Origin of the sequence: Phyllobacterium sp. YR620 (assembly GCF_900104165.1) — a bacterium.
GTDB lineage: Bacteria > Pseudomonadota > Alphaproteobacteria > Rhizobiales > Rhizobiaceae > Phyllobacterium > Phyllobacterium pellucidum.
This window is the reverse complement of sequence record NZ_FNJP01000002.1, coordinates 13,551-36,712: the sequence shown is the minus strand read 5'-3', so window position 1 is coordinate 36,712 and position 23,162 is coordinate 13,551. Positions and strand designations below refer to the sequence as shown.

Here is a 23,162-nt window from a genome sequence, read left to right as displayed (position 1 = left end):
ATACAATCAGCCGATTGGGCGATAATGAACCATACAAATTGGATGTCAAGATCTCATTGTGTGGGATTTTTGTATAAAATTGGAGCTGCTCCGGAATTATCCTACGTAAATTCGATTGTTTGGGCATTTATCGTATGGTACAAGCCGGATGTTAACCGCACGGAATGGCGCGATAGATGATGCAAGACTTGCAGCTTACCGGGGGACAGGGGCCGGTTTATCGTCGGCTGGCAGATGCCATAGCCGAGCGCATTGCGAGCGGTCTGCTCGCTGCCGGCGAGCGATTGCCGCCCCAACGCGAGATCGCCCAAAGCCTTGGAATCAACGTAACAACCGTAACGCGGGCTTTCTCCACGCTTCAGGAGCGCGGGCTCATCGATGCAAGGCCAGGCAGGGGCATGCTTGTCGCGGATCAGAAGAGCGGCGTTGGTCCCGGCTTCGTTTCGGCCCCAAACGAAGAGGCGGGTGTTGTCGACCTGTCGATCAACCGGCCCGCCACAAACGCCTATCTCGACGTGTTCACGGCGCTTCTCCCCCGACTTTCCAAGAACCGCCACTATGCTGCAATTCAGGACTACCACCCAGCCGAAGGCCCCCTTTGGGCCCGAACCGCTGTTGCGGAATGGCTGAAGTCGGTCGCAGGGGATGGCGATCCCGGAAGAGTTGTATTGACAATCGGTGCCCAGCACGCCCTTGACTGCGTTCTCAGTGCGGTGGCGCAGAAAAGTGATGTCATTCTGGCTGACGAGGTGACTTATCAAGGCATTAACGCCCTTTGCCGCTCGCATGGTCTCGACCTGAAGGGACTCGCGATGGACAAAGGCGGGCTTCGCCCCGATGCTTTCGAAGCTGCATGCGCGCAATGGCGTCCGAGAGCAGTCTTCCTGGTGCCCAGCCTGCACAATCCCACGACTATAACCCTCTCGGAAGAACGGCGCTGGAACATTGTTGAGATAGCACGCCGGCACAATGTGCTGATCATCGAAGATGATGTCTACCGCCCGCTTCTCGGCGATTCCCCACCATCGTTCGCTAGTCTCGAACCGGAACTAACGGTTTATATTGGTGGTTTTTCCAAGTGTGTCGCACCGGGATTGAGGTTTGGCTTTGTCATCGGTCCGCGGTTCATGATGGGGCAAGTGGCGGCGGCGCTTCGGATCAATTGCTGGAGCGTTAATCCGATGGCAGCTCTCATCGCGACCATTCTTCTCGAAGAGGGCACTGCCGTCGAAATCATCGAGGCCCAGAAAGCGGAGCTTTCACAACGGCAGCGTATCCTGATTGAAATACTGGGTAGCTTCGACCTTCAGACCGATGTGACCTCAACCCATGCATGGCTGCACCTGCCCGAACCATGGCGCGGTGCCGGCTTTGCCCGCACCTGCCTGCAGCGAGGCGTTGGTGTCTTGCCCGGCGATGCCTTTGCAGTCGGACGCGAACCCGTGCAACACGGTGTCCGCATCAACATTGGGGCGGCGCGATCGCGGGATGACCTCCGGCGTGCCCTGAAGACAATGCGTGAATTGCTGGAAGCGGGCCATCTGCAGATTCCGGGCTTTGTCTAGGGGTACCCAGTGAGCGAGCGAAAAAGCGTTGAAATCGCAATCATTGGCGCTGGCGTCATTGGGCTCTCCATTGCGTTGAGGCTTGCGTCCCAAGGGCGGGAGGTCGTTCTCATCGATCCGAACGAACCCGGCTCCGGAGCTTCGTTCGGCAATGCGGGTACATTTGCAGACTATGCCTGCGTGCCGGTGGGCAACCCGGACATTCTCAAAAACCTGCCGCAGCTGCTACTCAATGCTGACAGCCCATTTTCGCTCCGTTGGGCCGCACTGTTCCAACTTTCACCTTGGCTTATCCAGTTTGTCCGGGAATCTTTGCCACGGGCCGCGCGCGCCAATGCCATCGCGCTGGCGGGTATCCTTTCCGAAGCCTTACCGGCATGGGAAGAATTGGCCGTCGAAGCGCACGCCGAGCCTTTGATGCGCCGGAACGGGTGTCTTTATTTACAGCAGAACAGAGGCAACCGTTCTACCGGGTCGTGGGCTCACAAGATCCGATGCGACCTTGGCATGCGTCAGGAAACACTCAGCGCAGAGGAAGTGGCCGCGATGGAGCCGACTCTTCCACGGTTCGAGGGCTCCGGCATCTTCTTCCCCGAGTCGATGAATGTCACTGATCCGAGCGCATTGATGGAGAAACTTCTTGCTGCAGGGCGATCCAAGGGCATGGGCGTTCAAAGATCGCGAGTAGCTAAACTCAAAATCGATGGGGATTGGACGCTTCTTAGTGGCCCCAACCTTCAACTAAGGGCAAAGACCGCAGTGATTGCTACTGGCGCTTTTTCCAGGGACCTTGCCTTCCAGGCTGGGGACAGGATTCCGCTGGAAACCGAACGTGGTTATCATCTCGAATATGCAACCGAAAGCCCGCTGCTCCAGCGTCCCGTGTGCCCCACCCATCTCGGATTTTACATGACGCCGATGGCTGGCCGGCTTCGAGTTGCCGGTACAGTGGAACTTGGCGGAACCCGTGCGGGGCCAAATCAATCGCGGTTTGAGCTTCTGGACCGCGGAGTACGGCAATATTATCCCAATTTGGAACAAGCATCGTCCAAGTGGCTGGGATTCCGTCCGTCTCTGCCGGATTCACGGCCGGTCATTGGTTGGAGCCGTCATAGCAGGAATGTGATCTACGCATTTGGGCACGGCCACCTCGGACTGACATTGGCGGCAATTACCAGCAGATTGGTCGCCACCCTCGTCAAGGGCGATATGGATCCATTGACAACGGGCTTCACTCCCGACCGGTTTCTGAGTTGAACGTTAGTCCCAGGGCATTAAGGTCTTCCTGCCCATCTTGGCAAACCACAGCAACTTTCATCCGCTAGGCGGCTGCGCCGGCGCTCAAACACCTCGAGGGTCCGACGAACTGACGCAACGACATCTGGCGACGTTGCGAAAAGGCACTTTTCCTGGTAGTGCGCTTCATGGTCTAGAAGGGCTAAGAAGGCGGGGATACCGAAGCCACTAAAAACCGCCGTTGTCCATGCCCCGGACTTCGACAAATCGCGCAAGCTATATCGCGTGACCGAGGTCAACAACTGGCCGACGGGAACTCCAATCTCACGCTCGAGCTCGCGAATGTCTTGACCATTATCGAGAAGAGCGATCACTTTGCGCTTTTCCATCGAGGTGAAGTTCTTGGCGCGACTAACAACCGAGCGTTTAATCTCAACAATTTTGAGAACAATCTTTAAACAGACTGTACCACCGCCTCCGCAGGGGCTTAAAAGAGCAAGCGCTGCCCGCCATTGTAGCCAGGTGAGTTCTAATTTGAAGTGCGACTCTGCAGCGATGAGAATGGCTTATTGCACCAAGGAATTGCCCATAAATCAGCCGCTGCGGCGCCACCTACTCCCAACGGCACAACATTGGGCAGCAGCGCCCTAGCAGGATATGGCAGTTACCTTCCGCGCACCATTACGAAGCTCGATTGATATCAGGATGGAGAACCCCTTCGGCTTGTCCCTGGCAATTTCTGGCACGCTGAAGAACCGCAGGCGGCTGAGAGCGTGCGGGCAGCTTCGCGGGCGCTCAAGCTGGTTCGTGAGCGAATCACGCTGCACCGGCGCGATATAGCCCAGCTCATCGAGGTTGCCGTCGGAGAAGCGGTGCTAGGCGATGGGGACGCTGGAAGCGCTTTCGGGTAATTATTGAGGCCCATTCCGCGCCCGGCGGTCCTCTCAGCGCTGCAGCCGATCCTTGCGATCTGGCTGCTTTGCATGACGAAGTGGTTGTGTTGTTGGAAAACCATGTCAATGAGAAAAATCCCAGCGCCAATGAGGCTCTGTCTGAGCCGCAGCAACAGAATTCAAACACCAACTCTTCATCTGATCTTGAACCTGGCTTCAGAGACAGCCAAGGGGCAAATCTCGACCAACCGTAGGTTTCTCTAAAAGGCTACAACTGGGATTATCCCAGAACCGAAGACAGAAACTCACGCGTGCGCGCCTCTTTCGGCGCGCCGAATATCTCCTCCGGCGTTCCCTGTTCGCAGATGATTCCCTTGTCGAAAAAACAGACGCGGTCGGATACTTCCCGGGCGAAGCGCATTTCATGTGTGACGAGCAGCATGGTCAAGTCGTGCTCGTGCGCCAGGCTGCGAATGACGGAGAGGACTTCGCCAACCAATTGCGGATCAAGCGCCGACGTCGGTTCATCGAAAAGCAGAACCTGCGGGCGCATCGCAAGCGCACGGGCAATAGCCACGCGCTGTTGCTGCCCGCCGGAAAGCTGCACCGGATAGTGGTCTTTCTTCTCCGCAAGCCCCACCATCTGTAGCAGTTCAATTGCACGCGCTTCCGCTTCCGCCCGCGCCATCCCCAAGACTCGGACCGGCGCTTCGACAATGTTGCGCAGGACGGTCATATGAGGAAAAAGATTGAAGCTCTGGAAGACCATGCCGACGTGATTGCGGATCTGGCGCAGGTGTTTTTCCGACGCCTGGAACCGGCCTTTGCCGCCCGGCTCGTGGTAAGGCGTGCCGGCAAGTGTCAGCCTGCCTTCCTGGAACGGCTCGAGCGTCATCAGCACGCGCAGAACGGTCGACTTGCCGGAGCCGGACGGGCCGATCAGTGTCACTTTTTCTCCCTTCGCGACGCTGAAATTGAAATTGTCGAGCACAGTCAGAATACCGAAGCGCTTGGTGACGTCGGAAAATTCGATGATGGGCTGATCATTATTATTGGTCATCGCAAGGGTATTCCCGCTTTTGGAAGGGCTTTCTGCAGGCGGTGGAGGCCAGCTGAGCAGATCAACGTCAGGACAAGGAAGATCAGGCCGACAAGCGTCAGGGGCACGAGATATTCAAAAGTGCGTTCGCCGATCATGTTGGCGAGCCCCATCATTTCTAGAACTGTGACCACGGAAAGGACGGGCGTTTCCTTGATCATGGCAACGAGATAATTGCCCATGGCAGGCACGATTCGCGGTATCGCCTGAGGAATGATCACATCGCGATAGGTCTGCATCCGCGTCAGATTGAGGGCGGTTGCCGCTTCCCATTGGCCACGGTGCACCGCCTCTATGCCGCCTCGATAAACCTCAGAGGTATAAGCAGCGTATTGCAGGCCGAGCGCCAGCGCGCCGGTGAGGAAGGCGGGCAGCACGACGCCGAAATCAGGCAGAACGTAATAAAGGAAGAACAGCTGCACCAGCAGCGGCGTGTCCCGCAGGAACTCGACGATGAAAGCGGTCGTCCAGGAGATCACCTTGATGCGGCTGCGGCGCAACAGCGCAAACACCAGGCCAAGCACCAGCGCAATTGCAAAGCCCGCCGCCGCCGCCTGTAACGTGACTGTCAAACCGATAAGGATGATCGGCAGGATCGAGGTTGTATAAGTGATCCAGTTCGTTGTGTCCCATTCGTAGCCGTACATCATAATGGTAAGATCCTCACGAATGGCGGGCGCGGGGGAAGACGTCGCCGCGCCGTACGAAATGCTCGATGATGCGGATAGCGACCATCAGCAAGAGCGACATGCCGAAGTAGCAGACGAGCGTGATCGAATAGATACTGGCGCTATCCAGCGTGATGTTGCGGATCGACTGGGCCGCGAAGGTGAGATCGGCGATCGATATCAGCGACAACAGCGACGAAAGCTTAAGCGTTTCGATAGCGAGATTGCCAAAAGCCGGCATCATCTCGACAACCGCTTGGGGCAGGGAGATGCGAAACAGCGTCTGAAAGCGACCGAAATTAAGTGCACGAGCGGCCTCAAGCTGCTGCGTGGAAACGGCCGAAAGCGCGCCGCGTACGATTTCCGCGCCGTAGCCGCCGGCATGGGCAGCCAGGACCAGAATGCCTGTGGTGATGGGATCGAAGCTGAGGCCGACCAGCGGCAGCGCATAATAGAACCAGAACAGTTGGACGAACAGGGAAGTGCCGCGAAACACCTCCGTATAGCAGAGCGCTATCGCCGACAGGATCGGCCCACCTTCGACACGCAGAATGCCGAAGACAAAAGCAAGCAGTACGCCGATGGCAATGGCGGCCAGCGTAATTGTCATAGTAACGACGGCACCTTGCCACAGCATCGGCAGGTAGGCTGTCCAGTCCATCTGGAAGTCTCCCGGTTATTGCGAATGGCGCCCGACTCTCGACCGAGCGCCTTCTGCCGTTACTTCCCGGCGCAAAGGTCGGCGACGTTCTTTTGCGCGGTTGCGGCGATGCTTTGTTCCGAAAGGCCGTATTTGCCGAGGATTTTCTTATAATCGTCTGTCTCGCGGAAGGCGACCAGGGCAGTGTTGAAGGCGTCACGCAGTTCCTTGTCTTCCGGGCGGAAGGCAAAGCCGCCGTAATTGCGAACCGGTGCTCCATTGACGACCGGATCCTTGAAGGGAGCGACCTGCTCGACATTGGCCTGGCCTTTGGCGAGCTCCGAAACTGTCAGCTCGGTCGCCGCATAGGCATCGGTCCGGCTTTGCACTGTCGGAATCGCATCCGCGTTGGCCGGAATGAAGACGATCTGCTCGTCCTTGACGCCGACGGCGCGCAGGAAGTCGACATTGTTGGCACCCGAAACGACGGCGACCTTCAGTGACGGATCCTTTGCGATATCCGCATAGGTGGTCAGGCCCTTGGGATTGCCCTTCTTGACCAGCAGTCCTTCGCCATACGACGAGTTCGGCTCGGTGAAGGCGACCTGCTTGCAGCGCTCTGGCGATATGTTCTGCTCTGCGGCTGCAAAGTCGAAGCGACGGGCCTTAAGACCGGGAATGAGTGTTCCGAAGGGCGTTACGGTCCAGTTGACCTCCTCGATGCCCATGGACTTGAGGACCGCATTGGCGACGTCGGGACCGATTCCGGCCGATGTTCCGTCCGGCTGCATGTAGGAATAGGGCACTTCGTTCGCCGTTGCAGCGCGAATATAGCCCTGCGACTTGGCTTCCTCGACGGTGAGGGCGCTGGCGGTCGTGACGCTGATGGACAGTGCAATGGCGCCAAGCGCCGCGATTTTCGTCATAGTCATTCGTCATTCTCCTCTGGTTAAAGTTTCGGCGGTCCGTTTTCGGATCTCGCATCGATTGTTCCGGTCAGATGTTCTCCGTGATCGTCGCGATGACGGAAAGGCAATCGCCGACCTTGATGAGGCCGGGCACATGGCGTGCTGCAAGAACGCCATCCATGACGGCGCGGTATTCGACAGGGGCGATGCCGGTCCGGCCCAGCGGGTAGACGTGGGCAACGGTTTCGCCGGATCTGACCGGATCACCGAGATCACGGACAAATGCGATCAATCCGTCGTCCTGCGCGAAAGTGAAGCAATCGTCCGACCGCATATCCAGCCAACGGGTCGGACGGACATCCGGCTCGCCTTTCAGGATGCCGGCGTGGCGCAGGAGGTTAAGGCTACCCTTGCGTGCGATCTCTATGGAGCGGGCGGTTGCCGTGCCGGCCCCGCCAAGCTCGGTCGTGACGAAAGTCTTGCCCATTTCCTCGACCGTCGTATCCAGCATTCCAACCGCGTCGATCTCCAGCATCTTCATCGAGAAGGGCGCCGAGAAGGCGGCAACCGCTTCGAAGCAGCGGGCTTCCTGGTCCTTGTCCGGCAGCTCGTGAGCCGCAGCATAGGGCAGGAAGTCGAGCGTCTTTCCACCCGAATGGAAGTCGAGCACGATATCGGCCAGCGGAATGAGATGGCGCGTCACGTAGTCGGCGATCTTCTCCGTCACCGTGCCGTCCGGACGGCCCGGGAAGCTCCGGTTGAGGTTGCCGCGATCGATCGGCGAGGTGCGCGTACCGGCGCGGAAAGCCGGATAGTTGAGCGCCGGGACGATGATCACGCGCCCGCTCACCTGCGACGGATCGAGTGTCTGTGCCAGTTCCAGCAAGGCCGCCGGTCCTTCATATTCGTCGCCATGATTGGCACCGGTTAGCAGCGCAGTCGGGCCTTCCTCGTTGGCAATCACGCAGATCGGAATCATTACCGAACCCCAGGCGCTGTCATCGCGGCTGTAGGGCAGCCGCAGATGACCGTGCTGCACCCCCTTGGCGTCGAAATCGACGGTCGGAGCAATGGGCGAAGGGCGGGACACGCTCATCAGCACGGTCTCAGCCCTTCACGAAGAGCTGGCGCGGCACGTTCGACAGGCATTCGACACCTGTTTCCGTGATCGCGATGCTCTCGGTGATTTCCAGTCCCATGTCTTCCAGCCAGAGGCCTGTCATGAAATGGAAGGTCATGCCGGGCTTCAGTTCCGTACGGTCGCCCGGGCGCAAGCTCATCGTGCGCTCGCCCCAATCCGGCGGATAGGACAGACCGATCGGATAGCCTGTGCGGTTGTCCTTGATGATCCCGTATTTCTTCAGCACGGCAAAGAAAGCGTTAGCGATGTCCTCGCAGGTATTGCCCGGTCTTGCGGCGGAAAGGCCTGCTTCCATGCCTTCGAGCGTCGCCTTCTCCGCGTCGAGAAAGGCCTGTGTAGGCTTTCCCAGGAATACGGTTCGCGACAACGGGCAATGATAGCGTTTGTACGCGCCGGCGATCTCGAAGAACGTGCCTTCGCCCGACTGCATCGGCTTGTCGTCCCAGGTCAGGTGGGGGGCCGAAGCGTCGGCCCCGGAGGGCAGAAGCGGTACGATTGCCGGGTAGTCGCCTCCGAATTCGGATGTGCCGCGAATGCCGGCATCGTAGATTTCGGCGACGAGATCGCATTTGCGCATGCCGGGCTCGACGACATCGACAATGCGCTTGTGCATCAGCTCGACGATCTTGCCCGCCTTGCGCATGTAGTTGATTTCGGTCGGGCTCTTGACGGCGCGCTGCCAGTTGACGAGGCCCGCAGCATCCTTGAAGCGGGCATTCGGCAGATGCTTTTGCAGCGATGCGAAGGCCGCAGCCGAGAAATAATAGTTGTCCATCTCGACGCCGACGGTGAGACCTGACCATTTGCGTTCGTCGATGATCTGCGACAGGAGATCCATCGGATGACGCTCGGTCGACTGCACGTAGTGATCGGGGTAACCGATGATATTGGCGTGGTTCAGATAGGCGGTGCGCTTCGCGCCATTGGCATCCTGCTTGCGGCCGTACCAGATCGGCTCGCCCATCGGCGGGACCAGCACGCATTGATGCACGTAGAAGGACCAGCCGTCATATCCGGTAAGCCAGTGCATGTTGGACGGGTCTGTGACGATCAGAAGATCGATTCCGGCCTTTTCTGCGGCATGACGGGTTTTGGACAGGCGCTCGGCATATTCCTCGCGCGTAAAGCTCAGGGTCACGCTCACACTGCATCTCCCGTGTTGATATGGTTTTCGATGACCTGACCGCTTCCAGCATCTTTCGCGCGGGTGACGGCCAGATTGGCAATGGCGGTGTCCTGCACACCGGTGCCAGTAAGGTCGGCGAGGGTGATGTCATTCGCACCGGTCCTGCCTTGTGCCTTGCCGGCTATGACGGCGCCGAGTTCGGAAAAGGGCTGGTCGGGCTGTGCCGCGCCTGCGATGATCGCATGATGCAATTCGCCGAGAATGCGCGTCTGCGTGATGCGGTCGGCGATATAGGTGGCGCAGGAGAAGACGGCCGGATCGATCTCGTTCTTATGTTCGGCGTCCGATCCCATCGCGGTCAGATGCTGCCCGGGCTCCAGCCAGTCGGCCATCAAGATCGGCTTTTCCGCCGGCGTCGTGGTGACGACGATGTCCGCGCCTCGTACGGCTTCATGCGGATCGGCAATGGCGACGACGTCGATGCCGTGGGCGTGGGAAAATTCGGCCGCGAGCGTTAGCGCTTTCGCGTGATCGCGCGCCCAGATGCGTGCGGACCTGATTTGCCGCACCAGCATCAGCGCCTGAAGTTGCAGTTGCGCCTGCATGCCCGCTCCGAAGATCGTGGCGACGGCAGCGTCCTCGCGCGATAGATGCCGTGCGGCGACCGCTCCGGCCGCAGCCGTTCGAATGTCCGTCAGATAGCCATTGTCGAGAAGAAGGGCTTCGACCAGTCCGGTTCTCACACTGAAGAGGATCATCAGACCATTGAGGCTCGGCAGGCCAAGCCTGGGATTGTCGAAGAAGCCGGGGCTGATCTTGATCGCAAAGCTGTCGAAACCGGGCACATAGGCCGTCTTGACGTCTACCTCGCCACGGAATTCCGGAATGTCCAGACGCAGGATCGGCGGCATCGCGATTGCCTTGGTGGCGAGCGCGGCAAAGGCCTGCTCGATACAGTCGACCGCAGAAATGTCGAGCCTGACAGCCGCGCGAAGATCTCTTTCCGTGAGGATGCTCATCCGGCTCATGCTGCGGTCCCCTCGACGATTTGCCGATGGGTGTCCGGATCGATATTGCCACCCGATACGATGATGACGGTGGGTCCCGAAAGTTTGATCTTCCCGGCGAGGATCGCAGCGACGCCGACCGCTCCGGCACCCTCCACGACTTCGTATTCCTCTCGTGCCATGTGGCGAACGCCAGCGGCGATCTCGGCTTCCGTCAGCAGCACGATGTCATCGAGCAGGTCGCGGCAGAGCGGGAAGGTGATGGTGTTTGTGAGGCCGATGCCGCCGCCGAGGGAATCCGCCAGCGTCTCTTCTTCGCGGATCCCGACCGGTTTGCCGGCTGCGATTGCCGCATACATGGCCGCGCCGCGTTCCATGGAGATAGCGATAACCTGTACCTGTGGTTTCGCGGCTTTGACGGCTACGGCTATGCCGCCGACCAGGCCGCCGCCGGAGAGAGGAACGAGCACGGTTGCGAGGTCGGGCAGGTCCTCGACGATTTCCAGGCCGATCGTCCCTTGACCCGCCACTACATCGACATGGTCGAATGGCGGGATTGAAACGAGGCCAAGGCTTCGAACCAGGCGCTCGACTTCCTCCTGCGCATCGTCCTGCGAGACGCCGACGATACGGATGTTGGCGCCGAGTGCGCGGATAGCCTCGATCTTGTTCGCGGGAACTCGCGACGACATGCAGATAGTGGCCGACAAGCCGAGTTCCCGAGCGGCATAGGCTACGGCACGGCCATGATTGCCCGTTGAGGCGGTGACAAGGCCACGTTTCCGCTCGGCATCATCGAGCGACAGGATGGCGTTCATTGCGCCACGCAGTTTGAAGGCCCCGATCGGCTGGCGCGTTTCGAGCTTGAGATAGACAGACTGGTGGGTGCGTTCAGATAGTGTGCCGGAGTGCGCTAGGGGCGTAGGCTCCAACCGACCGGCAATGCGCGCCGCAGCCTGCTCGATATCCGTCGGCGTAACCGGCAGCATCGCTTGGTCGGGAGTTCTGGGCAGGTTGGCGCTCGTCATGATTGTCATGTTGGGAGCGAAGTAAAATCATGTCAATTATTATATTGTCATGATTCAATGATTGTGGCGGACGGCCTCAGCCGATCGAACCTATATCGTAGACGGGCGGCAATTGCTCGAACGCCTGGCGCACCGTCGTTAGCGCCTTGGAGAGGCTCGAATGGCTCATGCGGCCGCCGATGCAGATGCGGATACCGCCGCCATGGCCGGGGCCGGCGACGAAGGGCTCGGATGGCGTTACGGCGACATTCTGGTTGGCGAGCGAACGCACCAGTCCGTCTTCCGCCCAGTGCTTCGGCACTTTCAGCCAGGCGCAAGGCGACAGCGGATGGCTGGAAGCGATGTGATCGCCCAGAATGTCTGTCGTGATTCCCTGGCGGGTTCGGATTTCGCCGCGCTGGATACCGATCAGCCGCTGGACCGTACCGTTTTCGATCCAACGTGTGGCGATTTCGGCGGTCAGATAGGTGCCGCTCCAGCTCGATACGCGCAAGATGGAGGCCGCACGAATGGAATAGGCGGGGGGCACGACAAGATAGCCAACACGCAACCCGGTCAGCACGGTCTTGGTGAAACTCGTGACGAAGAAGCCGAGATCGGGCAGCATTTCGGCGATCGAGGGCAAGTCCTCGTCGATCATCGGCCGATAGACCTCATCCTCTATGACAAAGATACCGTGACGCTTTGCGATCGTGGCGATTTCATGTCGTCGGGCGGCGCCTGCGACATGACCGGTGGGATTGTTGAGTGTCGGAATCCAGACGAGCGCTCGAACGCCACCTGATGCGCACGCGGCTTCAAGAGCGTCGGGCAGGATACCTTCTTCGTCGGTGGGCAGGCCCTTCAGGCTGAAGCCGAGTATATTGGAGAGGCCGATAATGCCGTGATCGGTGAGATTTTCGCAAAGAACCACATCGCCGGAACGAATGATGCAGGTAAGCGCGAGAAATATGCCGTGGGCCGCACCGTTCGTCACGAGGATGCGTCCGGCATTGGCGGAGACGCCCAGCGTGCGCAGCCAGATCCGTGCGGTCTCGCGATGACGGTCGAGACCTGCGATCGGGCGGCAGGGACGCATGAAATCGGCGACATTCCCTTCAGCCATCTCGCGAAAGATTTCTCGCGATGCGGTTTCATGCTCATCGAGATAGACACCGCGAATGATGGACAGGTCGAGGACTTCGTTGGAGCTATGATCCAGCATCATTCGACCGGCACGATCAGTCACGCGCGCCTTCACGAAGGTGCCGCGGCCAATCTCGCCGCTCAGATAGCCGAGCCGTTCGGCCTCCTTGTAGGAAAGGCTGACGGTCTGCACGGAAAGGCCGAGATCGCGCGCCAGGTCGCGATGTGTGGGCATCCGGTCCATCGGCTTGAGAAGGCCGCCATCAATATCGGCGATGATGCGTTCGGTCAGTGCCGCGTGCTTAGTCTCGCCCTTCTGTTTGGCGAGGCTTGGTCGCCACACCACCGGCCTCGTCGCAGGGCTCGGGTTGGTGGCAAGCGGATTGGCTTGGCGGCGCATGAAATTGTCTCGTTATTAGAGCTATAATTTCATGACATTATGCACGCTTCATCCATAAAGATGAAGCGTTTTGCACGACGCGGCGGCAATTGCCTTGAAGATAAGCGCAATTGCCGGGCTTTTGGGCTCCGAATATGTGCCGGGAGAGCGAATCCAGCCCGGCACATGCCGGGATCAGATTTTTTCGCCAGCTTGTGCCAGCTCATCCATGACGGATCGGACGGCAGATTCTGCAATGGCGACGATTTCGTCGACTTCGGCTTTTGTGGTGACGAGCGGCGGCGCAAAACCCAGGATGTCGCCATGCGGCATGGCGCGGGCAATCAGGCCACGATTGCGAGCCGCCTTGGAGACGCGTGCGCCGACAGCGAGAGCCGGCGCGAAACGCGTCTTCTTATCGCGATCCGCGACGAATTCGATCGCACCCATCAAGCCCACTCCGCGCACTTCGCCGACGATGGGAAGCTGGGCGAACCTCGCCTTCAACTGCTCCTGGAAGTAGGTGCCGACCGCCCGCGCATTGCCCGGCAGGTCTTCCTTCTCGACGATGTCGAGAACGGCATTTGCTGCCGCAGCACCGATCGGATGGCCGGAATAGGTGTATCCGTGGGAGAAGGTTCCGACGCGATCTGCTCCTTCCTCCATGACCTTGTACACCTTCTCGCCGACGATGGCGGCCGAGAGCGGGAAATAGGCTGAAGTAAGGCCTTTGGCGACGGTGATCAGGTCCGGTTCGATGCCGTAGTGCTGCGAGCCGAACATGGAACCGGTTCGCCCGAAGCCGGTAATGACTTCATCGGCGATCAGCAGGATGTCGTATTTCCTGAGGATTTTTTGCACTTCTTCCCAATATCCCTGCGGCGGCGGCGTGATGCCCCCGGTGCCGAGCACGGGCTCGGCGATGAAGGCCCCGATGGTCTCAGGGTCTTCTCGCAGGATCAGGGCCTCGAGTTCTTCGGCACGGCGCTTGGAAAACTCGAGCTCCGTCTCGCCGGCCTCCGCTCCCCAATAATGATGCGGAGCGCCAGTATGGAGGATGCCCGCACGCGGCAGATCCATGTGGTCATGGTAGAAGCTCATGCCGGTCATGGATCCCGAGACGACGCTGCAGCCGTGATAGCCGCGTTCGCGGGAAATGATCTTCTTCTTGTTCGGCTTGCCGCGAAGGTTGCTGTAGTACCAGACGAGCTTTGCCTGGGTCTCATTGGCATCGGAACCGGACATGCCATAGAAGACCTTGCTCATCTTGCCCGGCACCATCTTCACGAGGCGATCGGAAAGGATTGCCAACTCATCCGTCGTGTGCGCGGCGTAGGAATGGTAGTAGGCGAGACGATAGGCCTGGCGCGAAATTGCCTCGGCGACCTCGGTGCGGCCATAGCCGACATTAACACAATAGAGGCCGGCAAAGCCGTCGATCAGCTGATTGCCAAGCGCGTCCTCTATGCGGATGCCCTTGCCGGTCTCGACGATCGTCGGATCGCCCATCTTGCCGCTGGCGAAGTCATTGAGTTTCGTGAAGGGATGCAGGACCGAATTGCGGTCCATCTCGGCAATCCGAGTGACGTCTATGGCCATGACAGGTTCCTTTCAGGCAGAGAGGTTGCCGAAGCAAACATATTTTGATTCGAGATATTCGGAGAGGCCGTGGCGCGAGCCTTCGCGACCGAGTCCGGATTGCTTCCAGCCACCGAAGGGGATGGGCGCGCCGGTGAATTTTGCGGTGTTGACCGCCACCATGCCGTATTCGAGCCGGTCGCTAAGGCGCATCGCGCGGCCGAGATCGTTCGTGTAGACATAGGCCGCCAGCCCCATTTCGGTGGCATTGGCGCGCGCGACTACGTCCCGCTCGTCGTCGAACGGTAGTATCGCGGCGACCGGTCCGAAAGTTTCCTCGCGAGCAATCGTCATGTCGTCGGTCACATCGGCCAGCACGGTCGGTGTGACGAAATTGGCGCCAAGTGGGCTCTCCTGCGCGCCGCAGACAAGGCGCGCGCCGGCAGAAAGCGCCTGCGCGATCTGCTGGCGGCATTTTTCCGCCACCGACCTCCGTGTCATCGGGCCGATATCGGTCCCGTCTTCAAGACCGTGCCCGACATGGAGTTTAGACGTCGCCTCGGCGAAGGCCTCGACGAAACGATCATAGATCCCGCGTTGAACGTAAATCCGGTTGGCGGCGAGGCAATCCTGGCCCGAGGTTGCGAATTTGGCACCGATACAGCCTTCGACAGCCTGAGCGAGTTCGACATCGTCGAACAGGATGAAGGGGGCGTGCCCGCCGAGCTCCAAGGAAGCTTTCTTGACGGTAGCAGCCGATTGCGCCAGCAGGATGCGCCCGACTTCTGTCGAACCGGTGAAGGAAAAGGCGCGCACCTGCGTATGTTCCAGAAGCCGGCGTGCAAGCGGCTCGGCTTCGCCGGTCAGAACCTGGAATACGCCGGCGGGCATGCCGGCCTCGTCGGCCAGCTTCGCCAGGGCGAGCGCCGAGAGGGGAGTTTCCGGAGCGGGTTTGACGATCATCGCGCAGCCGGCGGCCAAGGCTGCGCCCGCCTTGCGGGTGATCATCGCCGAGGGAAAGTTCCAGGGCGTAATGGCGACGGTCACCCCCAGCGGCTGCATGTGGACCGAAAGCCGGCTAGCGGGCAGATGGCTCGGAATTGTTTCCCCATAGGCGCGCTCGCCCTCGGCGGCAAACCAGTCGAGGAAATTGGCAGCGTAGGAGATCTCGCCAAGCGACTCCGCCAAAGGCTTGCCCTGTTCGGCCGTCATGATGACTGCAAGATCCCGTGCGTTGTCACGCATCAGTTTGCCCCAGGCCCGAAGGACCTGGCCCCGTTCAACGGGAGGTCTGTCCCTCCAGTCGAGAAATGCCTTTCCCGCCGCACCGACGGCGTCATCGGCATCTTCAAGCGAGCAAGCCGCAACATCAACGAGGTGTTCTCCCGTCGCAGGATCGACGACGTCCAGCGTCCTCTCGCGCGCGGCCCAGGTGCCATCCAGAAAGGCCCGACGTTCGATCAGATCAGGTCGTGATAGATTGGTCAAGGCAGCAGCGGCGGTACGGTTCATAGTTGCTCCGGATTGTCTTCATAGGAAGTGTACTCGCGTCTTGGCATCGCATTTCTGCGTTGACTTCCTTTTTGATGCAGAAAATATGCGATTATCGATTCGCTTTCGCCGGAGTTCTGCATGGGTGGGCTTGATAGAGCTGACAGGGTACTGCTTGATGCGGTGCAGAAAAACAACCGCATGACGTCGGAAGAGTTGGCGCAGATCGCCAACCTGTCGCCGACCGCATGTCAGCGACGACTGAAACGGCTGCGTGAAGAGGGCGTGATCGAGGCGGACGTGGCGATCGTGTCGCCGAAGGCCGTCGGGCGCGGCATCACCATGATAGTGCTTGTCTCCCTGGAGCGCGAACGGGCGGATATTGTGGACCGGTTCAAGACAGCGATCCGTACGACTAAGGAAGTCATGATCGGCTACTATGTGACGGGCGACGCAGACTTCATCCTGGTGATCACGGCGAAGGATATGGAGGACTACGAGGCTTTCACGCGGCGGTTCTTTTACGAGAACCACGATATCAAGGGCTTCAAGACCATGGTCGTTATGGATCGAGTGAAGGCTGGCTTTGCTTTTCCGATTGAGGATTGACCATCATATCTAGATTTCCATATTGCATACGGCAGTCTTCGATCGAAGGGAATTTCAGTCTCATAAAGTCTAAACTGTTGAAGACCGAGGCTTCGATCAGGTGCCGTCCATCGAGAAGTGCTCGTCCGACAAGAGAGCCTTAGCCGTGGCTGGCTCAGAAAGGCGACTAGGAACGCGGCGGCGATGTCGCCCGCCAAGAGGCGCTCACGGTTCTTGGTGAAGACGGTGACGCCCCAGATCCGCGCGTCCATCGGAACAACAGATTGTAGTCCATCTGCTCCATGAGCTGACGCTCCGAGCGGATCGTAAAAGGCCCGCAACAACAGGGCACGGAGCAGGAATCGACGGGCGGCCAATCGCCGAGTACATCGCCTTCGAATCAGACGATTGGACTTCCAGCGCCTCGTCGACAACGGCGCGTACCGCCTGCAGCGGTTGGCTGGTCGGAACGTTCGCAGCTCACATAATAAAACAGACCCGCCGTCGGATATTACCGCCACCGATGGGGTGAAGTCGGGCCGTAGAAAACTCCAAGTTTCGTCATCTCGAAGCCCGCCTCGGAGCCGCCGAGGTAACGCGCCATGTCCGGCTTGCCTTGGAAATGTCCCGGTGTATGGCAACCGGCGCTATAGAGGCCAAGAAGCAGCGGATGCCCACTTCGCTGGGCCAAACCTGAGTGTTTCCTCGGACGAATGAACGGCTTGCCGGTGATGCTGGCGATAATGTCGCCTTCAACAAGACCCGCTGCCGCAGCCTTGCTATCTTTATCGATCGCAAGGGCGAGCGCTCGACTCGGCTGGCCAATCGACCTCGCTTCGGTCTTGATATCGAGCGGAACAATGGAGTCAAGAAACGACGGAGCTTGGGGCACGATCATATTCCTTCGGGAAGTTGTGCGGCAATTTCGAGTACCTACCTTCATCCGGCTGCAGATGCCGTTTCTCTGGCACCGCTGTTATGTGCTGGCTTGATCGGTTGGCGCTCTCTCACGAAGGTTGGCACAGCCAAAAAACTCGGACTTCATGGTTTCGGTGCCGCTGCTCACATCATCGCGCAGATCTGCACGTGGCAGGGCCGGGAGGTTTATGCATTTACCCGAAAAGGAGACTTATAGGCGCAAAGTTTTGCCAAGAAACTGGGTGCCACGTGGTCGGGCGGCTCGGACGAAAAAACCGAGAGGAACTTGATGCCGCCATCATTTTTGCTCCGATCGGCGACCTTGTACCAAAGGCCTTAAGAGCGGTGCGTAAAGGTGGCCGCGTGGTTTGCGGTATTCATATTAGCGAAATTCCAGCCATGCCATATGCCAATATTTGGGGGGAACGTGAGCTTGTTTCCGTCGCAAACCTGACGCGTCAGGATGCCAGGGATTTCTTTCCAATCGCTGCCAAAGCCGGAGTGCTGACCACTACCGTTCGCTATTCGTTGAAAGATGCTAATACCGCGCTCGAGGATCTACGATCAGGACGTTTGAACGGAGCGGCGGTCGTTGTTCCAAGTAGAAGCGAGTAAGATGTCCGGAACCATCGAGATTGCACCCTCTGAAATCTCGAATATTCCGCATGTTAGTTCATTCGGATTCCGTATTCGTCGCGCAGCTGTCTTACATTAGGAGGGGAACCCCAAAGCGATGTTAGGTGGCCCGCCTTGGCGGGCCACCCACGTTCAAGCTGGCCAGACTGACTGGAGCTTTTCTCCCACAAGGATTCGGTTGCGCGCGGCAGCCTCGTTTTGGCCGAGGGCGTCGGCGGCATCGCAACGTCGCGGAGCCGTTCCTTCGGTATTGCTACAACACCATCGATATCGCCAAAGATGATATCGGTGGGGCGCACCGTCACCTTACCGATCTTGACCGGGACCTGGGATTTTTTCGGTTCCTTCTTGCCGGTCACGCCCACGGGGCTCGGCGACGTACCGAACAATGGAAAGCCCAGTGCGCGGACCTAGGCGAAATCGCGGACGGTACCGTTGACGATGGCGGCGGCCGCGCCCCGGGTTTTCGCTCCGGTGCTCATCAATTCGCTTCGGCAGTGCGAATCGCGGGGCCATTCTTGAGGGCGGCGAGTTGCAAGAATTCTTCCGCAGAAACCGCGAACTGGTGCGTCACACGCTCAAACCAGGTGAGTGGTTATTTCGGTTGCTATCGTGTGTGCCAAGCGAGCGGCCAACGTGATGGCGCTTAAAGTCGGATTAGCTTGCCCGGAAGTGGGGAATACGGCGCTGCTGGCAAGAAACAGATTCCTGACCCCGAATACGCGACAATTACGATCGACGATACCGGCCTTTGGGCTTAGTGCCATTCGGGCGGTTCCAATCTGATGGACGCCATCACCGGCCTGATCCATGACACTCGGTTGACGTTCTTCCGGTGGGCCATGCCAGATCAGTTCTCCTAGTCCGGTTGATTTCATCCAACGGTCAAGGTGTTTATGAGTGTCGACAACGGCTTCGGCGTCTTTCGACTGAAAACGCAGGTCAAGAATCACCTTCCTTAAACCGAGCGCATCGCGTTCATTAACAAGACGGATGCGCGAATCTACGTTGGGAAGATGCTCGGCGTGATAATGCAAAGGGTAACGCCGAGCACCGTTGAGCAGATGCAGCCCAGGGAGCCTTCGGCTGGAAAGCGACCTCCCGTATATGAAGCGTGGGAGAAATTTAGCGATCGCCGGCAAGCCGCGGGCGACATTGAGTGCGTGCGCCGCTTTATGCCCACCGTCGCCCACATTAATGCGGCGCAGCGACTCACTTACCAAAACACGTCCCACCGGTGGTACGGATAGAGTGAGATAGGCTAGCGACAAGACTGCATCTCGATGGCTTGCATCGGCCATGGCGGGAAGCTTCGGCCAGAACGAAATATTGGTCAGGTTTTCCTTTGCCTGAAACTCACCGCTGCCGGTAATCCGCCGGCGCCCGAAAGCACCGTCCGGCCCGCGGAAGAAATCCAATGCTTTGTCGAGTCCAGCATGAGAAAAATGTATATCGGCAACATCGCCAGAAAGATGTCCCATATAGAATCTGCCGAGCGGACCCTCTTCTCCCCCAAAACGTTTTGGTGCTTCCGCTTGTGCAGCCAGTAGGAGACGGGTCGTTTCGACCCCACCACAAGCAAAGATGTAAGCCTTGGCTTTAAGCAACCCCATCGAGCCATCGCGACTCCTGACTTTGATTGCTTCTATACCGTCATCATGCGCGAAGCACATATCGGTCACCGTCGCACCGAGGCATGCCGTGATCAAAGGCGATCGCTCGATTTCCTTACGATATGCCACGCCGAAGCTGACAGGCTGTGCATAGCGCATCAGATTGCCGGTAGAAAAGTTATTATCCACGAGTTTCAGTCCGCGAACAGGCTGCTGGAATGACTCGCCGCAATTGGCATAACGGCAGGCAATCTTCAGATAATCGGCAAACTCACTGTAGGCTATTGGCCATATCGCGTCTGCAGTAATTGGACGGTAGGCAAAGTCGATCGGATCAAGTGGAACGCAGCCCGCTCCCCAAAGATTTGATGTCCCGCCAAAGCTTCTTTGAACTGAAAGCGTCATGTCGCTGTTGCGTCGGATGTCCGCGCGTTCTGCATCCGACAGCGCCTGTGCGGCGGCATCAGGCTTGAACAGGCCGGACTCGATGAGCGTTATCGATTGTCCGAGCCGCGCAAGTTCCAATGCTGTTACGATTCCTACCGGTCCTGAACCGACCACACAAATATTGTGTACCTTCGACAGAAGGTTGGTTATATCACCGACGAACATGAAATCCCCCAGTTCTGTTCTCGGTCTTCAGTGCGCATTTGAGCCTGAAGGCTCGCTGAGTATAGTTGAACGCGACACCATTGGGCAAATCATCCATTTGGGCAGGTGTGCTAGTCGTGGATTGGCAGAATGCGCCAGGGCTGAACGGTGGCGGCGTCGCCTTATCAAGCACGTTCTTGGTGCAATTCATCGCTGCTGATAACGACACGTTTCCAAGTATCCGCGTTTTCAGATGGAAACACCACTGGCTGATCGCATCACAGCTGATTTGGGAAGCCTCGCCCTCGCAGGATATGGCAGTTACCTTTCCGCGAACCAACAAGGAAGCTCGGTTGACATCAGGATGGGAACCCCAAAGCGACGTTGGGTGGCCCGCTTTGGCGGGCCACCCACATTCAAGCTGGCCAGACCGACTGCAACTTTTCTCCCGCAAGAATACGGTTTCGCGCGGCCGCCTCGTTTTTGCCGAGTGCATCGGCGGCATCAGCAACGTCGCGGAGCCGTTCTTTCGGTATTGCAACAACACCATCGATATCGCCAAAGATGATATCGCCGGGGCTTACGGTCACCCTTCCGATTTTGACCGGCACCTGAGATTTTTTCGGTTCTTTCTTGCCGGTCACGCCCACGGGGCTCGGCGACGTACCGAACAATGGATAGCCCAGTGCGCGGACCTGGGCGAGATCGCGGACGGTACCGTTGACGATGGTGGCGGCCGCGCCCCGGGTTTTCGCTCCGGTGCTCATCAATTCGCCCGAACAGGATCCATCGGCACAAGAGGCGTCACAGACCAAAATTCCGCCCTTGGGCGTATTGTCAATCGCGTTATGATAGACGTCCTGGGGCTCTCCCTTGCGATCAGAAGGTTCGAATAGAATGGTTACCGCGGGACCGCACACGACTTCTCCCGAGCCAAGGGCCCCAAGAAGCGAGATCCCGTCGAGGTATCCCCATAGGCCAAGATGCTCCATGCTGTCGTGGACGTCGCCGGAGTACCATTTCTTAAGGCGCTCTATCGAGTCCCAATCCGTGTCCGAATAGTTGAAATCAGGCATTTTCATTTTTCCTTAGCGTTGGCATTTTCGATCGCGACCCGCAGATAAGCTGCACTGTTGTCGATTTGGGCGCGCATTAGCGTTTTCGCACCAGCCTCATCACGGTTGCGGATCATTTCGAAGATATCCGCGTGCTCCGCATAGGCGGCCGCGAGTGATTTGCTTGGTACACGGCTGGTGACGCGGATGACTTCGGTGATGAGGCCGTAGAGATTGTCGTAGAAGACAGACAGGATCGCATTTCCTGTCGAGTGTACGAGAGCCAGATGAAAGGCTGCGTCCGCCTGCGTAAATCCTGCAAAATCCTCCTTGTCGCGAGCGACGCGCATCGCTTCAAGGGCCGCCTCTACCTCGGCATTCACCGGCTGTGCCTTCGCTGTCAGCAGGCCCACCACCTCGGTTTCGATCATGCGGCGTACGACCATCAACTGTAGGAGATATTCCGAGTCGCTGGCGAAGCGTTGCCGAACCGTAACGGCGAGCGTCCCCAGAAACTCGGCCACATCATCTCGGACGACGATGGTGCGTTCACCGTGTCGCCGTCTGACGAGGCCCTTGGTCTCAAGGATTTGCATCGCTTCTCGCACAGACCGCGTGGATACACCAAAGTCACGGGCAATTTCACTTTCCGATGGAAGCCGCTCCCCAATCGACAAAGCGCCTGAAATGATCTGGTCCTCGAGCGCACTCGCGACCGAGGAATGAAGCCTGCTTCGCGGCCTCGCTTCAGGCGGCGCCTGTTCGGTGGATCTCATTTTCGACCTCTCTTTCAGTCCCACAACCGCAACTGCAATCACAAGTAGCCATCGCTCTTCATCACAATCATGTGCTGCAATTTATTCAGCGGACGTGCTTGACTCATACTTATGTCATAAGTCATATGTCAAGAGTTAGTTCAGGGCGCGCACGGCAAGTGGCAGTCGCTCTGCAGGTCGCCCGGACGTTAGGGCGGTGGCAAACATACGGTATGCGACGATCAGTGCGATCCGTAACGAACGAGGGAGGAGAATAAAATGATCAAACGTTTGCGACATTTGGTCGGCGGCATCATTGCCCTGGCGGCCGTTTTGGCTGCATCTGCGACAGGTGCAAGTGCACAGACAACGGCGGATATCGCCAAGAAGGGCAGCGTCACCATCGGTGTTCTAACCGGCATCCCGCCTTATGATACGGTAGATGCCAACGGCAACACCGACGGGTTCATCGTCGACCTTGCCAAGGAGGCCGCAGCTGCCCTCGGTGTAAAGCTCGAGATTGTACCGGTGAACAACGCTTCACGGGCTGCAGCGCTTGAGTCCGGCCGCGTGGATTTCCTCATCGCGCAAATGACCGCGACACCGGAACGGGCCAAGACGTTCCTTATGACCAATCCCTACGGCGCCTATGAGATGCGCTTTGTTGCGGCCAAGGATATGAAGCTGACTTCGCTCGACGATCTCAAAGGTAAGCGCGTTTCTGTACCCAAAGGCAGTACACAGGACGTTGCAGTCAGCGGTTACGGTGTCGAAGGTCTCGAAGTCGTTCGGTTCGACGACGATGCGCTTGCGATGCAGGCGCTGATCTCCGGTCAGGTCGATGCAACAGCAGCTGTTGCCGCAGTCGCCAACGACATCATTACCAAGCGTAATCTCAGCAATCTCGAAGTGAAGAAAGACGTTCCGCTCTTCACCCTCTATTGGTCGATGGCCACGCGCAAAGATGCGACTGAACTCCACCAGTGGCTGAACAACTTCATCTACTACATCGAAGTGACCGGCAAGCTTGATCAACTGCACAGGAAGTGGATCGGCATTCCTGTACCCGGTGGCAAGCTTCCGACCTTCTAACCAAACCTCGACTTGTGCATGCCCTGTCCC

At 58.5% G+C, this 23,162-nt stretch carries 18 protein-coding genes and 3 pseudogenes; 5 read left to right on the top strand and 16 right to left on the bottom strand.

The window, feature by feature from the left end; all coding sequences use genetic code 11:
- Positions 1-176 precede the first annotated feature (176 nt).
- Together BLR72_RS07055 and BLR72_RS07050 are read left to right on the top strand one after the other, a co-directional pair.
- Positions 177-1,565, top strand: a complete 1,389-nt coding sequence (locus BLR72_RS07055) for an aminotransferase-like domain-containing protein (RefSeq protein ID WP_091946799.1) — start codon at positions 177-179, stop codon at positions 1,563-1,565.
- 9 nt (positions 1,566-1,574) lie between these two features.
- The gene (locus BLR72_RS07050) at positions 1,575-2,822 is read left to right on the top strand and encodes an NAD(P)/FAD-dependent oxidoreductase (protein WP_091946797.1); all 1,248 of its coding nucleotides are present in this window, start codon (positions 1,575-1,577) and stop codon (positions 2,820-2,822) included.
- Positions 2,823-3,974: 1,152 nt separating this feature from the next.
- Here the strand turns inward: BLR72_RS07050 and ehuA are convergent.
- The 11 genes from ehuA to BLR72_RS06990 form a co-directional block, all read right to left on the bottom strand.
- Positions 3,975-4,754 carry an ectoine/hydroxyectoine ABC transporter ATP-binding protein EhuA gene (gene ehuA, locus BLR72_RS07040; protein ID WP_091946793.1) on the bottom strand — a complete coding sequence of 260 codons (780 nt, stop codon included), beginning with the start codon at positions 4,752-4,754 and terminating at the stop codon, positions 3,975-3,977.
- Positions 4,751-5,443, bottom strand: coding sequence for an ectoine/hydroxyectoine ABC transporter permease subunit EhuD (gene ehuD, locus BLR72_RS07035; RefSeq protein WP_027232344.1), 693 nt, complete (start codon positions 5,441-5,443; stop codon positions 4,751-4,753). The genes ehuA and ehuD overlap by 4 nt, the downstream gene beginning before the upstream one ends.
- Positions 5,444-5,456: 13 nt before the next feature.
- Positions 5,457-6,122 (bottom strand): ectoine/hydroxyectoine ABC transporter permease subunit EhuC, encoded by a 666-nt coding sequence (gene ehuC / locus BLR72_RS07030; RefSeq protein WP_027232343.1) that lies wholly within the window; start codon positions 6,120-6,122, stop codon positions 5,457-5,459.
- A gap of 59 nt (positions 6,123-6,181) precedes the next feature.
- The gene (gene ehuB / locus BLR72_RS07025; protein ID WP_091946790.1) at positions 6,182-7,033 is read right to left on the bottom strand and encodes an ectoine/hydroxyectoine ABC transporter substrate-binding protein EhuB; all 852 of its coding nucleotides are present in this window, start codon (positions 7,031-7,033) and stop codon (positions 6,182-6,184) included.
- Positions 7,034-7,097: 64 nt separating this feature from the next.
- Positions 7,098-8,111, bottom strand: a complete 1,014-nt coding sequence (doeB, locus tag BLR72_RS07020; RefSeq protein ID WP_175492303.1) for a N(2)-acetyl-L-2,4-diaminobutanoate deacetylase DoeB — start codon at positions 8,109-8,111, stop codon at positions 7,098-7,100.
- A 4-nt stretch (positions 8,112-8,115) separates the two neighbouring features.
- Positions 8,116-9,294, bottom strand: a complete 1,179-nt coding sequence (gene doeA, locus BLR72_RS07015) for an ectoine hydrolase DoeA (protein WP_027232340.1) — start codon at positions 9,292-9,294, stop codon at positions 8,116-8,118.
- Positions 9,291-10,304 carry an ectoine utilization protein EutC gene (gene eutC, locus BLR72_RS07010; RefSeq protein ID WP_091923058.1) on the bottom strand — a complete coding sequence of 338 codons (1,014 nt, stop codon included), beginning with the start codon at positions 10,302-10,304 and terminating at the stop codon, positions 9,291-9,293. The genes doeA and eutC overlap by 4 nt, the downstream gene beginning before the upstream one ends.
- A complete protein-coding gene (eutB, locus tag BLR72_RS07005; protein WP_091946785.1) occupies positions 10,301-11,320 on the bottom strand; it encodes a hydroxyectoine utilization dehydratase EutB in 1,020 nt (339 codons plus the stop codon). Before eutB ends, eutC begins: the two co-directional genes overlap by 4 nt.
- Positions 11,321-11,387: 67 nt before the next feature.
- On the bottom strand, positions 11,388-12,836 hold the full coding sequence (locus BLR72_RS07000) for a MocR-like ectoine utilization transcription factor EhuR (RefSeq protein WP_091946782.1): 1,449 nt from the start codon (positions 12,834-12,836) through the stop codon (positions 11,388-11,390).
- Between the two features lie 174 nt (positions 12,837-13,010).
- A complete protein-coding gene (locus tag BLR72_RS06995) occupies positions 13,011-14,414 on the bottom strand; it encodes an aspartate aminotransferase family protein (RefSeq protein ID WP_091946779.1) in 1,404 nt (467 codons plus the stop codon).
- Between the two features lie 12 nt (positions 14,415-14,426).
- Positions 14,427-15,905, bottom strand: a complete 1,479-nt coding sequence (locus BLR72_RS06990; protein WP_091946776.1) for an NAD-dependent succinate-semialdehyde dehydrogenase — start codon at positions 15,903-15,905, stop codon at positions 14,427-14,429.
- A gap of 120 nt (positions 15,906-16,025) precedes the next feature.
- Between BLR72_RS06990 and BLR72_RS06985 the strand changes: the two genes are divergently transcribed.
- On the top strand, positions 16,026-16,493 hold the full coding sequence (locus BLR72_RS06985; RefSeq protein ID WP_091946773.1) for an Lrp/AsnC family transcriptional regulator: 468 nt from the start codon (positions 16,026-16,028) through the stop codon (positions 16,491-16,493).
- A gap of 99 nt (positions 16,494-16,592) precedes the next feature.
- On the opposite strand, the pseudogene BLR72_RS06980 reads toward BLR72_RS06985, so the two are convergent.
- Positions 16,593-16,968: pseudogene (locus BLR72_RS06980) on the bottom strand (transposase); the annotation flags it as partial.
- 42 nt (positions 16,969-17,010) lie between these two features.
- Positions 17,011-17,112 (bottom strand): annotated as a pseudogene (locus tag BLR72_RS06975) (cytochrome c); the annotation flags it as partial.
- A 306-nt stretch (positions 17,113-17,418) separates the two neighbouring features.
- Between BLR72_RS06975 and BLR72_RS06970 the strand changes: the two are divergent.
- Positions 17,419-18,005 (top strand): annotated as a pseudogene (locus tag BLR72_RS06970) (alcohol dehydrogenase); the annotation flags it as partial.
- A 599-nt stretch (positions 18,006-18,604) separates the two neighbouring features.
- On the opposite strand, the gene BLR72_RS06960 reads toward BLR72_RS06970, so the two are convergent.
- The 3 genes from BLR72_RS06960 to BLR72_RS06950 form a co-directional block, all read right to left on the bottom strand.
- Positions 18,605-20,251 (bottom strand): GMC family oxidoreductase, encoded by a 1,647-nt coding sequence (locus BLR72_RS06960; RefSeq protein ID WP_091946767.1) that lies wholly within the window; start codon positions 20,249-20,251, stop codon positions 18,605-18,607.
- Between the two features lie 395 nt (positions 20,252-20,646).
- Complete coding sequence (locus tag BLR72_RS06955) at positions 20,647-21,306, bottom strand: RraA family protein (RefSeq protein ID WP_175492301.1); 660 nt, start codon at positions 21,304-21,306, stop codon at positions 20,647-20,649.
- Between the two features lie 2 nt (positions 21,307-21,308).
- On the bottom strand, positions 21,309-22,061 hold the full coding sequence (locus BLR72_RS06950) for a FadR/GntR family transcriptional regulator (protein ID WP_091946761.1): 753 nt from the start codon (positions 22,059-22,061) through the stop codon (positions 21,309-21,311).
- A gap of 258 nt (positions 22,062-22,319) precedes the next feature.
- Between BLR72_RS06950 and BLR72_RS06945 the strand changes: the two genes are divergently transcribed.
- Positions 22,320-23,132, top strand: a complete 813-nt coding sequence (locus tag BLR72_RS06945) for a transporter substrate-binding domain-containing protein (RefSeq protein WP_091923280.1) — start codon at positions 22,320-22,322, stop codon at positions 23,130-23,132.
- Positions 23,133-23,162: the final 30 nt, after the last annotated feature.

Bases quoted from the DNA above. Each gene is read 5' to 3' on its own strand.
- BLR72_RS07055 (WP_091946799.1), top strand. From the start codon at position 177: ATGATGCAAGACTTGCAGCTTACCGGGGGACAGGGGCCGGTTTATCGT.
- ehuA (WP_091946793.1), bottom strand. From the start codon at position 4,754: ATGACCAATAATAATGATCAGCCCATCATCGAATTTTCCGACGTCACC.
- ehuD (WP_027232344.1), bottom strand. From the start codon at position 5,443: ATGATGTACGGCTACGAATGGGACACAACGAACTGGATCACTTATACA.
- ehuC (WP_027232343.1), bottom strand. From the start codon at position 6,122: ATGGACTGGACAGCCTACCTGCCGATGCTGTGGCAAGGTGCCGTCGTT.
- ehuB (WP_091946790.1), bottom strand. From the start codon at position 7,033: ATGACTATGACGAAAATCGCGGCGCTTGGCGCCATTGCACTGTCCATC.
- eutC (WP_091923058.1), bottom strand. From the start codon at position 10,304: ATGAGCCGGATGAGCATCCTCACGGAAAGAGATCTTCGCGCGGCTGTC.
- eutB (WP_091946785.1), bottom strand. From the start codon at position 11,320: ATGACAATCATGACGAGCGCCAACCTGCCCAGAACTCCCGACCAAGCG.
- BLR72_RS07000 (WP_091946782.1), bottom strand. From the start codon at position 12,836: ATGCGCCGCCAAGCCAATCCGCTTGCCACCAACCCGAGCCCTGCGACG.
- BLR72_RS06995 (WP_091946779.1), bottom strand. From the start codon at position 14,414: ATGGCCATAGACGTCACTCGGATTGCCGAGATGGACCGCAATTCGGTC.
- BLR72_RS06990 (WP_091946776.1), bottom strand. From the start codon at position 15,905: ATGAACCGTACCGCCGCTGCTGCCTTGACCAATCTATCACGACCTGAT.
- BLR72_RS06985 (WP_091946773.1), top strand. From the start codon at position 16,026: ATGGGTGGGCTTGATAGAGCTGACAGGGTACTGCTTGATGCGGTGCAG.
- BLR72_RS06960 (WP_091946767.1), bottom strand. From the start codon at position 20,251: ATGTTCGTCGGTGATATAACCAACCTTCTGTCGAAGGTACACAATATT.
- BLR72_RS06955 (WP_175492301.1), bottom strand. From the start codon at position 21,306: ATGCCTGATTTCAACTATTCGGACACGGATTGGGACTCGATAGAGCGC.
- BLR72_RS06950 (WP_091946761.1), bottom strand. From the start codon at position 22,061: ATGAGATCCACCGAACAGGCGCCGCCTGAAGCGAGGCCGCGAAGCAGG.
- BLR72_RS06945 (WP_091923280.1), top strand. From the start codon at position 22,320: ATGATCAAACGTTTGCGACATTTGGTCGGCGGCATCATTGCCCTGGCG.